This is a genomic window from Clostridium sp. AM27-31LB (assembly GCF_003480745.1).
Classification (GTDB): Bacteria; Bacillota; Clostridia; order Lachnospirales; family Lachnospiraceae; genus Butyribacter; species Butyribacter intestini.
Map to the genome: position 1 here is coordinate 1 of NZ_QUJS01000001.1, position 14,231 is coordinate 14,231.

The window sequence follows — 14,231 nt, forward strand, 5'->3', positions numbered from 1 at the left end:
GATGCATTACAATATGCAAAGCAGGTAGAAGAAGCAAAGCGGTCTTATAGAGACAGGTCGAAGAAAAAGCAGATTAAGTTAAACTCAGAAGAATTTTTATCAGGGTTTAAAAAGGAAGATAAATTAATGCCTGTAATCACATTGGTAGTATATTTTGGGGATAGAGACTGGGATGGTGCAAAAAGCATACATGAAATGTTGTCAGTTGATAATGTTGAATTACTGTCGTATGTACCGGATTATAAGATAAATCTTATAGAACCGGCAAAAATATCAGACGAAAATTTCGATAAATTCAAAACTGACTTAGGGGCAGTGATACAGTTTATCAAACACCAAAGTGATAAAGACGGTAGCTGGATAAAAGGAAACTCAAGATTTAATCATGTAGAAAAAGAAGCGGTAGAATTGATAAATATAATAACCGGGGCAAAATTTGCTGGGAATGACGAAGAGGAGGTAATTGATATGTGCAGAGCATGGGAAAATTCTATGAAAGATGCAAAAATTGAAGGAAAAATCGAGACATTGTATGAAGAATGTGAAATGTCAATACCGGATATAGCTAAAAAAGTTTCAAAACCGGAAGAGTATGTGAGAGAAGTTATAAAGAGAATGAAAGCAGCCTGTCTGTAAAAATGCGGAAATATAGAAAATACAGATACAAAATAGAAAACATCAATCAAAAAATGAAGAAAAGATGGACTATCTAACACCAAGATAGTCCTTTTTTTTGCTGAAAAAAACGGAAACCGATTTTTAACATGGGTGTGTTATGGTAGTAAATACAGGGAAATCAGCAATGATTTTTTAGATGAGAGGAGGATTTACAGAATGTGAGCAACAAAGATACTGATGATTAAAAAATACTATAGAAAGTGAGGAACGACTATGATTAGAAAAACAGATTTAAGAAAAAAAGCAGGTAAGTTTTTTGCAGTTTTGGCTTCAGCAGCGATGGTGGTTACATCAATACCAATGAATTATGGCTATGCCAAAGCTGATAGTGTGCAGACTGTTTCGGAGGATGATGACTCCAAAACACCAACAGTCGAGAAAAATGCCTCAGATGTAGCTGTTTTAAAAAAGATAATAGCGGAGCAGAAAGAGAGAGGTGCAGATGTAAGTGAAGATTTGGATGATCCAGATTATGGCTGGGAAGAAATTGACGGTGAATTGAGACTGACAAAGATTGATTGGAATTACAAAAAACTTTATGGTGAAATATCATTTGCAGGACTGGATGAAATTACAGAGTTGTATCTTTCGTGTAGCTCAGATGCAGAAAGAGGAGAAGTAACAGGATTAAATGTAAGTGAAAATCCTAAATTAGAAATATTAAAATGTTGTAATAATCAGTTGACAAAATTGGATTTAACACATAATGAAAACTTAAATCAATTAGAGTGTTTTGATAATTTTTTAAGTGAACTGAATTTAAATAATAATAAGGAATTGAATGCGGTGTATTGTTCATCAAATCAGCTAAAAAAACTTGAAGTAAGCAATAGTATATATCTATTAACATTATATTGCGATGATAACCACTTGACAGAACTTGATGTGAGTAAAAATACTGAATTAGATCGGTTATATTGTGATAATAATCAATTAACGCAATTAGATATAAGTAAAAATGGGTTAAAGGAGTTGGGATGTAGTAATAATCAATTAACAGGATTGAATGTAAGTGAAAATGAAGGATTAGTAGAATTGTATTGTTACAATAATCAATTAACAGAGTTAGATATAAGTAAAAATACGAGATTAGAGACATTGTGCTGTAGTAATAATCAATTGAGTGAATTGAATGTGTCATATAATATAAAACTCAGGAGACTGATATGTAATGACAATAATATATCAACAATTAACATTTCTAATTGTAGTAAAATAGTTGATTATGAAAACGGTTCATATTATTTAAGATGTGATGACAATGTGCAAATAATAAGAGATAGTAAGTCAGATTTTATAGAAAATTCGGATGGAAAAAATACATCAGATGTTGTTTTGATTAAAAAATTAATAGAAGAACAGGTGAAAAGAGATACAAATGTTAGTAATAATTTGAATAGTAAACAATATGAGTGGACTGAGATTGATGGGGAGATGAGATTGACAAGTGTAGATTGGTTTTGTGTAGAGGTTCAAGGAGAGATTTCATTTGCAGGACTAAGTGAACTAAGATATTTACGATGTTCATCAAATCAATTGACTAAATTAGACATAAGCAAAAATACAAAACTGGAAACTTTGGATTGTAATAATAATCAGTTAAATGAATTAGATGTAAGTAACAATATAGAATTGAAGAACTTGGATTGCAGTACAAATAAATTGACAGAATTAGATATAAGTAATAACACTGAATTAAAATATTTGTCTTGTAATAATAATCAGTTGGATAAACTTTATGTAAGTAATAATACAGAATTAGAAAAATTATATTGCAGTACAAATAAGCTGACAGAATTAAATATAACATATAATACAGTGCTAAAGTATTTATATTGCTTTAACAATGAAATTATAGTACTTGACATTTCAAAATGTAAATACCTTATAGGGTATAAAAGTGGAAGCCTATATTTGCTATATGATGATAAAGTTAGGCTAATAGATAATACAGCTTCGACGGCACCAACGGAAACGCCGATGACAGAACCCACCACAAGTCCAACAGAAAATCCGACTGCTATACCGACAGTGACATCAAGTATCCCACCGAAAGAAGTGCCGACAACAAATCCGACAGTGACACCGATGCAAGTCCCAACAGAAAGTTCAAGTATAACCCCGATGGCAAGTCCAAGTATAGCACCGACCGTGACACCGTCTACAACACCGACAGAAGAACCAAAAGCAACATCGACCGTAAAGCCGACGGAAGTGCCTATAGTAACTCCGACAGCATCCCCGGCTAAAAAAGCAAAGTCAACGATTAATGCTAAAAATACATATAAAAAATATTTAGGGGACAATAAATTCAAATTAAATGCGAAAACCAACAGTGATGGAACGGTCAAATATAAAAGTTCCAATACTAATGTTGTAAAAGTTTCATCAAAAGGTGAGATTACGATAGTTGGCTGTGGAGAAGCAAAAGTTACAATATCTGTCAATGAAACAGATAGCTATAAAGCAGTTTCCAAAAAGGTAACAATAAAAGTCCTGCCGGAAACCGTGCAAAACTTCAAGGTAAAAGCATTGTCAGGCGGTAAAATCAAGTGCACATGGAAAGGAAAGAGCACGAAAAACACAAACTGCCAAATACAATATTCATTGAACAAACAGTTTAAAAATGTTAAGACATTTGCTTCAAAGCCGTCATTAAAGAGCGGAAGTTATAAGGGCAAAGGACTTAAAAAAGGAAAGACTTATTACCTCAGGATAAGAGCAATAGCAAAATTCGGAGGAAAGAGTTACACAGGAAAATGGAGTAAGACCATAAAAGTTAAGGTGAAGTAAAAATATGAGTTAAGCATTATTTGGATATATACAGGTATTTCAATACTTATGTAAATGTGTTTATGTACTTATGGGGATGTAATTTTTGTGGAAATTGGATATGAAAAAAGGGTAGATAAGATATAAAAGAAAATATACGCAAAGATTACAAGTGTGGCAGAAAGAGTTTATATAGTAGAACATGAATATGGAAAGATGGACTATCTAATATATAGGTAGTCCGTCTTTTTTATTATGTTTACTATTGTATGGTAAAAAACTGAGAGGTGATGTATAAGAAAAAAACATTATCAAATTATAAAATTAAAGAGTCAATCATTGCTTTTGTGTGATGGGTCAATACATGATTGTACGTAGCACGAATATCCTTTCATGAATGAAATGTCTTGACGAACATATATTCATATGATAATATAGAAATACAAAAGACGAACAAATGTTTGCAAAACTGGGAGAAATTATTGCATTTTTATTATACAGTATGTATAATGTAAGAAAGGAGACATTTATGGGGAAAGAAAATGACATACAGTGGCATTTGGGATTTTGTGCCGCAATGGAACTGGAGCTTAGGGAGTATGCAGACAAGCTGGAATTTCACAGAGAATATCCACTCAGTCGAAAGCCATTGCTCATAGACCTGCTTGTAGTGGAAAAGACAGATGACTTTGAGATAACAAATGATATAGGTCAGATATTCCGGAAGCATAACATTATGGAGTATAAGTCTGAAAATGATACACTAAACGAAGATACATATTTCAAAGTTATGGCATATGCCTATCTGTATAAGAGCAGTGAAAAACACATAGGTGACATAGATATAAACAGTGTGACTGTTACATTTGTGAGGGAAAGAAAGCCGGAAAAACTTTTAAGATGGTTTTCGGATAATAATTACAAAGTATATGAAAAAACTAGAGGAATATACTATGTAGAAAAAGATGGATTTGTAAAAACTCAGGTCGTAGTCACGGCAGAAGTTGGAGAAAAAGAACATATATTTCTAAAGACATTAAAAAGAGGATTGAAAAGAAGTACGGTAGATAATTTTTTAGATGAAGCATTTGAACTGCATGAGCCTTTTGAAAAAGACTGCATAAATTCATTACTGGGAATAATGGTATCATCAAATCAGGAGTTATTTGACAGTATAAAGAATGGAGGGACAGGAATTATGAATGAAGTATTAAGAGAATTTTTTAAGGATGAGATAAAGGCAAATGAAGAACAGGCAATGAAAAAAGGAATAGAGCAGGGAATAGAGCAGGGAATAGAACGAGGCAGGATAGAAACTTTATATAACGACTGCAATATGTCAGTGCCGGATATAGCAAAAAAAGTATCAAAATCTGAAGAGTATGTAAAAGAGATTATAAAGAAAATATCTGCAGCTTGTCTGTAACAATGCGGAAACATATCTGAAAATATAGAAAATACACATACAAAATAGAAAACATCAATTAAAAAATGAAGAAAAGATGGACTATCTAACACCAAGATAGTCCATTTTTTTGTAAAAAAAACGGAAACCGTTTTTTGACATGGGTGTGTTATGGTAGTAAATACAGGAAAATCAGCAATGATTTTCATGTGATTTAGGTGCTTGCGAAACTGGTTTTTTAGATGAAAGGAGGATTTGCAGGATGTGAGAGACAAAGACACTGATGATTAAAAAATATTATAGAAAGTGAGGAACGACTATGATTAGAAAAACAGATTTAAGAAAAAAAGCAGGTAAGTTTTTTGCCGTTATGGCTTCAGCAGCTATGGTGGTTACATCAATACCAATGAATTATAGCTATGCCAAAGTAGATAGTGTGCAGACAGACTCCGGTGTGGTAAAAATAGCTTCAGAAACATCTACTGTCGAGAAAAATGCTTCAGATGTGGCTGTTTTAAAAAAGATAATAGCTGAGCAGAAAGAGAGAGGTGCAGATGTAAATGAGAATTTGAATAGTCCACAGTATGATTGGGAAGAAATTGACGGTGAAAAGAGAGTAACCAGAATTAATTGGAAGAACAAAAAACTTTGTGGAGATATTTCATTTGCAGGGTTAAGTGAACTGAGAAAGTTGGTTTGTAGTTCAGATGGTTTAACAGGACTATTAACAGGATTAGATGTAAGAGAAAACACAAAACTTGAATCATTGTTTTGTGGTGGAAACCAGTTGACTGAACTGGACATAAGCAAAAATATGGAATTATATGATTTGGATTGTGAAATAAACCAGTTGACTGAATTGGACTTAAACAACAATCCGAAATTAGAATATTTGTATTGCAATAGAAATCAGTTGGCGAAATTGGATTTAAGCAAAAATATAGAATTAAAATATTTGGCTTGTGCTAGAAATCAGTTGACTGCACTTGATATAAGCAAAAATATAAAATTAGAATATTTGTATTGCAGTGGAAACCGGTTGGCTGAACTGGATGTAAGTAAAAATATTGAATTAAATGATTTGATATGTTCATCAAATGAATTAAAGGAACTGGATGTAAGTAAAAATATTGAATTAAGTTATTTAGAGTGTTCATTAAATGAATTGATTGAACTTAATGTAAGTAATTGTACTGAGTTGAAAAAACTGTATTGTGATGGAAATGAGCTGCAGGAATTAGATATAAATAAGAATACAAGACTCGAATACTTAAATTGTGAGTATAATCAGCTTACAACGCTGGATGTTTCGGACTGTAAAAAACTTGTTGATGGGGATTTGGATTGTGATGCTGAGGTTATAGTTATAAGAGATAAAAATGTACAGCCGACACCGCAGCCGACAGCAAATCTTGACGATAAAAATGCCTCAGATGTTGCTGCATTAAATAAGATAATAGCAGACCAGAAAGAAAAAGGTGGAAGTGTCAGTAAGAATTTGGATAGTTCACAATATACATGGACTGATAATGGAGGTGAAAAGAGACTGACAGAAATCGACTGGAGCAGTAGAGTAAGGGGCAGTGTTTCATTTGAAGGATTAAATGAATTAAGAAAATTAAATATCGGTCGTAGCGAAAGGTATGAAGACACGGAATATTCCGGTAAATTAACAGAATTAAATATAAGTGGAAATACAAATCTGGAATATTTGTATTGCAGTGAGAACAAATTAAAAAAATTGGATGTAAGTAAAAATACACAATTAACAAGATTGGGGTGTGGTGATAATCAATTACAGGAACTTGATGTAAGTAATAATGCAGAGTTGACATATTTGAGATGTGAAAATAATCAGTTGACAAAGTTGGATGTGACTAAAAATGAAAAATTAGATGAGCTGTATTGTTATAACAATAAATTGCAAAATCTGGATGTAAGAAATAATACCTGGTTATCAAGTTTATATTGTGATTCAAATCAGTTGACAAATTTAGATTTAGAAAACAATATAAAGCTATTGTTTTTGGGGTGTTCAAATAATCAGTTAAGCAAATTGGACATAAGTAATAGTGAGATGTTGTTTGAATTAAGATGTTCTAATAACCAATTAAACGAACTTGATGCAAGTAACAAAACAAGATTAGCAAGTTTATATTGTGATAATAATAAATTGGCGAAGCTAAATTTAAGTGAAAATACAGAATTAAAATATTTGTATTGTAATAATAATCGATTGGCGGAACTGGATATAAGTGACAATACATATTTGCAATGGCTGGATTGTTATTTAAATCAGTTAAGTAAACTTGATACTGGCAAAAATACACAATTATATAGTTTAAAATGTAATAATAATCAATTGACGGAACTTGATGTAACTAATAATAGCAAACTTAGTTATTTACATTGTCAGGATAATAAAATTACAACGCTTGACATTTCAAAATGTGAAGAAATTGTCGGTTGTCAGAATAATGAAACAGATGACGACGGAGAAGTCATATTAAATTATGATGAAGGTATTGAGATTACAGGAGGAGGTGCAAAAAGTGAATCGGATGTTGCCGCATTAAATAAGATAATAGCAGAACAAAAACAAAAAGGTGCTACGGTAAATGGCAATTTAGACAGCAGTGAATATGAATGGTCGAAAACTAATGGGGAAGTAAGACTGACTAAGATTAATTGGTTTGGTAAAAATCTTCAGGGAAATATATCATTTGCCGGTTTAAGTGAATTGAAATCGTTAATTTGTGAAGATAACCAGTTAAGTCAGCTTGATATAACCCAAAATACAAAATTAGAACGTTTGTATTGTAATGTTAATCAGTTGTCAGAACTGGATGTAAGTAATAATACAGAAATACAAAATTTGAATTGTGATTCAAATCAGTTACAGCATCTTGATGTAAGTAAAAATATAAAATTGGAGTATTTGAAATGTAATGATAATCAGTTGTCAGAACTGAATATAAATAATAATAGAGAACTGGTAGAGTTAGAGTGTGGTTCAAATAAATTGAGAAAACTTAATATTAGTGGCAGCTTAAATTTGAGTTCTTTGCTTTGTGAAACAAATGAATTAGACAGCATTGATGTAAGCAAAAATATTGAACTGTCGTCTTTGAATTGCCGTGATAATCAGTTGCACAATTTAGATGTAAGTAAAAATATAAAGTTGCAAGATTTAGAGTGTGCTGGAAATGAATTAAGTAATCTTGAATTAAATAAGAATGTGGAATTGACATTTTTATCTTGTTCTGGCAACGAGCTGAAAGAACTGGATTTAAGTCAAAATATATATTTGAATACATTAGTATGTTTTTCAAATCAGTTAAGCAATCTGGATGTGACTAAAAATTCTAAGTTGGAAAATTTGTGGTGTTGGAGCAACCCGTTTACGGTACTTGACTTATCAGGGTGTGAGAAGATTGTGAATTGCGAAAATGGTGGAGTTAGTATGGAGAATGGAGAGAGTCATTTGAGATGCAATGATGATGTAGTAATAATCAGGAATAAAAATCAGATGCCAAGTGCTACACCTGTTGCTGCCCCGACGGAAACTCCGGCAATAGAACCTGTAGTGTCAGCAACACCAACAATAACTCCAACAGAGATACCGATTGCGAGTCCGACAGTGACACCGACGCAAGTCCCAACAGAAAGTCCAAGTATAACCTCGACGGCAAGTCCAAGCATAGCACCGACTGTGATACCGTCTACAACACCGACAGAAGAACCAAAAGCAACACCGACCGTAAAGCCGACGGAAGTGCCGACAGTAACTCCGACAGCAGCACCGGCTAAAAAAGCAAAGTCAACGATTAATGCTAAAAATACATATAAAAAATATTTAGGGGACAATAAATTCAAATTAAATGCGAAAACCAACAGTGATGGAACGGTCAAATATAAAAGTTCCAATACTAATGTTGTAAAAGTTTCATCAAAAGGTGAGATTACGATAGTTGGCTGCGGAGAAGCAAAAGTTACAATATCTGTAAAGGCAACAGATGATTATAAGGCAGTTTCTAAGAAAGTCACGATAAAAGTATTACCTGAGACAGTGCAAAATTTCAAGGTAAAAGCATTGTCAGGCGGCAAAGTAAAGTGCACATGGAAAGGAAAGAGCACGAAAAACACAAACTGCCAAATTCAGTATTCGTTGAACAAACAGTTTAAAAATGTTAAGACATTTGCTTCAAAGCCGTCATTAAAGAGCGGAAGTTATAAGGGTAAAGGACTTAAAAAAGGAAAGACTTATTACCTCAGGATAAGAGCAATAGCGAAGTCCGGAGGAAAGAGTTACACAGGAAAATGGAGCAAGACTATAAAAGTTAAGGTAAAGTAAAAATATGAGTTAAGCATTATCAGGATATATACAGGTATTTCAATACTTATGTAAATGTGTTTATGTACTTATGGGATGTAATCTTTGTGGAAATTGGATATGAAAAAAAGGTAGGTAAGATATAAAAGAAAATATACTCAAAGATTACAAGTGTGGCAGAAAGAGTTTATACAATAAATAGAACATGAATATGGAAAGATGGACTGTTTGCAATGCAGATAGTCCATCTTTTTTGCTGAAAAAAACGGAAACCGATTTTTGACATGGGTGTGTTATGGTAGTTAATACAGGGGATTTAGGTGGTTGTGAAATTGATTTTATGTTGTGATTATCACAGTTTTGCAAATGCCTAAATAATTTGTGAAAGGAGGATTTGCAGGATGTGAGAGACAAAGATATTGATGACTGAAAAATACTATAGAAAGAGGTGAAGTGATATTTTCTTAATAAAATAGCTAAAGAAATAAAAATTAAACTACATTAAATAAGAAACGGAGGAAAAATAAAATGAGAGAAAGGGTAAAAAAATATTTATCTGTAATAATTTCATTATTGCTTGTACTGAGCGTTTTTGGAGGTGAACTGTCAGCGAGAGATGCACAGGCAAAAACAGTAAATCGTGTATTTAGAGGAAGAAATAACTGGCTGTTTTATAATGCACAGGGTGATGGTACTACGATTTACGATTATAAGGGAATTAATCATTACTCAAAATTCAATTTAAGAAGAGTTGAAAACAATTTAAAGACGGCAAAGAGAGCCGTGAAAAAAAGAGGTGCCGAGTTTGCAGTTTTGTTTGCACCAAACAAAGAGACGATTTATTCAATGTATATGCCAAAATCAATCAAGAGAAAGACGACATATTCACGCTATGACCAGTTGAGGGACTACCTGAATAAAAGTGGTGCGATAAAAGTAATATGTCCGAAGAAACAACTTCTCAAATACAGAAAAAAATATCAGCTTTATTATCCTAATGACAATCATTGGAATGTCAAGGGTAGATATATTGGTGTTCAGGAGATGTTAAAGATTACGGATGGCGAAGATGAGGTTACACCGCTTTCAATCGAGGATGTGAAGTTCAAAAGAATAAAAGACCGCACAGGTGATCTTAATATTTTATCTAACGGTAAGTATAAGTTTAAAAGCAAATGTTTTCTGTTGAAAACAAAGATTAAGAAACAGTATAAGAGCAATAAAAAAGTTTTAATCGTAGGTGACAGCTTTGGGGAATGTATGTCTAAACTTGCGAAAAAGTTTTATAAGAAAGTTGGATTTGTTCATATATACAATTTTAGCATGAAACAGGTTAAAGGATATGATTATGTTATCTGGGAATCTGTAGAGCGTTACCAGGATAAATACAGCAGAATTAATTTTGCAGCAAAATAACAGTTAAATTACACAAGATTTGTGTCTGTGCACACTTGACACAAATTTAATACTATCAAGGAAGTCCCATATTTCTATTGTGCGTAGCAATAAGTGCAATGTGAGGATTTGTTTGTATCAGTAGTGGCTGCAAGCCACTTCTGATAGGCTGATGTAGCAGCTGATAGTGTTATGAGCAAGTAGCAGAGCGGATTGCAAATATCCGTTTACTATGTATAAAAAATGTGTGCAGAAATGAGGATTATTATGAAAAACAAAAAATTATTTTTAGGAACAGTATTAGTATTATTGGTAAGTATGCTTTTAGGTGTAAATGTAAACAGTGCAAGTGCTAAGGACAGCAAAGAGAAAAAGGCGTGTGCTGCTGCAATAAAAGCGACAGGAAATGTAAAAAAGATAACATATAAAAGCACAACGGCTTCAGATTTTGATGCGATTTCATTTACACATCAGAAGAAAGTTGCGTCATCATTTTTCGTAACAAGTGATAATATGGCATATTGCGTTTGCGTTGCAAGAGCAAAAAATGTAAATTATGCAAAAAAACTTTACAAGGCGTTTAAGAATTATAAGTATAACAAAACACATGATACATATTTTAAAAAGGATTATACAAAAAGTGAACAGAGTGTTCTTAAGAGTGCTGTTTACGGAAGAAAAGGAAAGTATGTATGGTACATTTCAATGGGAAATACAACAAACAATAAAAAAGGTGAAAGAGCCGTCAAGAAAGTATTATAAGGCTTAGGAGGAATAGAATGGTATTTAGCAGTCTGTTGTTTTTGGTGCGTTTTTTACCAATCGTACTTATTTTATATTACATTTCACCTCGTAAATACAGAAATTTTGTGTTGTTTGTGTCAAGTTTGTTCTTTTACGCATGGGGAGAACCTGTTTATGTGACCTTAATATTGTTTTCGAGTGTTGTTGATTATATTGCGGGAAGAATGGTCGGTTATTATAAACAGCTTGGCAGTAAAAAAGGTCAAAAGATAGCGGTGCTTTGTTCGGCAACGATAAATCTGAGTTTATTGTTTGTGTTTAAATATGCAGACTTTTTTATATCTTTGGTCGACCATGTACCGTCGATAAATATTGCACCGCTAAATCTTGCCCTGCCAATAGGAATTTCATTTTATACATTTCAGACCATGTCTTATACGATAGATGTATATCGCGGCGAGGCAAAGGTGCAGAAAAATTTTATTACTTTTGGTGCATATGTGGCACTGTTCCCACAGTTGATAGCAGGTCCTATTGTTCGTTATCAGACCGTGGCAGAGCAGATGGATTCGAGAAAAGAAACACTTGATTTGTTTAAACAGGGAGTTCTCAGATTTGTTGTCGGTCTTGGAAAAAAGGTTTTGATAGCGAACCAGGTCGGTGCTTTGTGGAACGAGATTGCACAGACAAAAGTAAATATGCTTACAACATCACAGGCATGGCTTGGAGCTGTTGCATTTACATTACAGATATATTTTGATTTTTCGGGATATTCTGATATGGCGATAGGTCTTGGAAAGATGTTTGGTTTTGAGTTTTTGGAAAACTTCGATTATCCGTATGAGTCAAAAAGTATCACGGAATTTTGGAGAAGATGGCATATATCGCTCGGAACATGGTTTAAGGAATATGTGTATTTTCCTTTGGGCGGAAACAGGAAAGGGAAAAAACGCCAGTTTCTTAACATAGCCATTGTTTGGTGTCTGACAGGATTGTGGCATGGTGCGGCAATATGTTTCGTAGTCTGGGGAGTCTATTACGGCTTGCTGCTGATAATAGAAAAAAGTATTTTAAAAAAGTTTTTGGACAGGCTTCCGGCTTTTATTGCGAGAATATACACTTTAGTCATCGTTACTGTCGGATGGAGCATCTTTTCATGGCCGGATATGATTGACGGCGGTAGGTATTTAAAAACGATGTTTGGATTGGACGGTGCGGGAATTGGAAACTCCCACACGGCATTTATGCTGCTCAATTATCGGTTTGTTCTTCTGATGGGAATTATCGGCTCTACCTCTTTGGCAAAGCGGTTGTCAAACCGCATCCTGCCGGATGGGACGCTGAGACGGGAGATTTTGGCGGCATTGTTTGTATTCCTTATATTGGGAATATGTATGGCTTATTTGATAAATTCGTCATATAACCCGTTTTTATATTTTCGTTTTTAAATAATTTTAGGTAATTGCGAAACTCTTATAATCTGTAATTAAATTGTGCATTTGTTACATATGTGCAATTAGCACAACATATAAGTAGTTTTGCAAATGCCTATAGAAATATTTTTATGGAAAGGTGGACATATGAGAAAATATTTGTCAGTTATTGTTTTTTTGTGTGTTATTTTTGGTTTTACCATCGGTTCGGCGGTTGTTCCGTCAAAAAAGTTTTCAGAGATGGAAAAGCGTAATCTTCAGCAGAAACCAAAGGTATCTGTCAGTAGTGTCGTAAAAGGCAGTTATCAGAAGAAGTATGAAAAGTATCTGTCAGACCAGTTCTTTTTGCGTGACAAATGGGTGAATATTTACGCTCAGTTAGAAAAAAATACAGGTAAGAAAGAAATCAATAATGTATATATCGGAAAGGATGATTATCTTATTGAAAAGTATTCAGAACGGGATTTTGATGATGAATTGCAAAAAATGAATGTGAAAAATCTCGCATCGTTTCTGGATGTCTGCTCGGAAGAATTAGGAAAGTCGAATGTTACTTGTATGTTTGTTCCGTCAAAGATTGATGTATTACGAAATAAATTATCTGTTTTGGAGGAAGATTATGACGGAAATAAAATCGTGGAGAGGGTACGGTCAAAAGTAAATAATAAAGATAGGGTAGTTAATCTTGCAGATGTGTTGAAAAAGCGGAGCAACGAGTATATCTACTATCGTTCCGACCATCATTGGACAACGCTCGGTGCATATTATGCTTATCAGGAATATGGAAAGTTAAATGGAAGAACAGCTCCTGCGTTGAAAGAGTATAAGCAGAAGGTTGTATTTGATGATTTTCTGGGAACTACCTACAGTAAATCCCATGTTACGGTAAAAAAGGACGAGGTCACAACATTTAGCAGGGGAGATGAAAAAGTCAGCATAAACGGCAACAATGGAGAATTTACATCCAATTCATTTTATTTTGAGGATGTTGCTAAAAAAAGTTCTGACCGTTATCAGTTGTTCTTCTCTAAAAATACGGGCAAGATTGAAGTTACAACATCGGCTAAAAACAACAAGGTGCTGCTGGTGTTGAAAGACTCTTATGCAAACTGCTTTATTCCTTTTTTGTCTAATGAGTACAGTAAGATAATCATGATAGACTGTCGCTATACAAAAATGAAAATGAAGCAGATATTCAGGCAGTACCCCGAAATAACAAATGTTCTCGTCATGTATAATATTGAAAAATTCAGAAAAGATACGCATATTTCTTCATTGCAAATGTCTTTGGAGGAGTTGAAAGCTGCAAGGACTAAGACTAATGATAAAGATAAAAAGGATAAAGATAGTGAGGAGGATATTTTTTCTGGCCTTGTTTCGCTTGATTAGTCCGTTGGTTTAATGGGAAAGTGTTTAACATTGTCAAACAGGCAGCAGAGCGGATTGTGAATATTCGTTTGAGTTTATATAA

At 33.5% G+C, this 14,231-nt stretch carries 8 protein-coding genes; all 8 read left to right on the top strand.

The features are described 5' to 3' along the window. A partial coding sequence (locus DW721_RS00005) for an Rpn family recombination-promoting nuclease/putative transposase (RefSeq protein ID WP_182436148.1) occupies window positions 1-636 on the top strand: 636 nt, incomplete at its 5' end. A gap of 255 nt (window positions 637-891) precedes the next feature. Beyond that, on the top strand, window positions 892-3,471 hold the full coding sequence (locus DW721_RS00010) for a leucine-rich repeat domain-containing protein (RefSeq protein ID WP_118744395.1): 2,580 nt from the start codon (window positions 892-894) through the stop codon (window positions 3,469-3,471). Window positions 3,472-3,979: 508 nt separating this feature from the next. After that, the gene (locus DW721_RS00015; protein ID WP_147355366.1) at window positions 3,980-4,876 is read left to right on the top strand and encodes a hypothetical protein; all 897 of its coding nucleotides are present in this window, start codon (window positions 3,980-3,982) and stop codon (window positions 4,874-4,876) included. 298 nt (window positions 4,877-5,174) lie between these two features. Continuing rightward, window positions 5,175-9,209 (top strand): hypothetical protein, encoded by a 4,035-nt coding sequence (locus tag DW721_RS00020; protein ID WP_118744397.1) that lies wholly within the window; start codon window positions 5,175-5,177, stop codon window positions 9,207-9,209. A 507-nt stretch (window positions 9,210-9,716) separates the two neighbouring features. Beyond that, on the top strand, window positions 9,717-10,604 hold the full coding sequence (locus DW721_RS00025) for a hypothetical protein (protein WP_118744398.1): 888 nt from the start codon (window positions 9,717-9,719) through the stop codon (window positions 10,602-10,604). Between the two features lie 246 nt (window positions 10,605-10,850). Further along, a complete protein-coding gene (locus DW721_RS00030) occupies window positions 10,851-11,345 on the top strand; it encodes a hypothetical protein (protein WP_118499529.1) in 495 nt (164 codons plus the stop codon). A gap of 17 nt (window positions 11,346-11,362) precedes the next feature. Continuing rightward, window positions 11,363-12,775 (top strand): MBOAT family protein, encoded by a 1,413-nt coding sequence (locus tag DW721_RS00035; RefSeq protein WP_118744399.1) that lies wholly within the window; start codon window positions 11,363-11,365, stop codon window positions 12,773-12,775. A gap of 132 nt (window positions 12,776-12,907) precedes the next feature. Further along, on the top strand, window positions 12,908-14,149 hold the full coding sequence (locus DW721_RS00040; RefSeq protein ID WP_182436149.1) for a DHHW family protein: 1,242 nt from the start codon (window positions 12,908-12,910) through the stop codon (window positions 14,147-14,149). Window positions 14,150-14,231 lie beyond the last annotated feature (82 nt).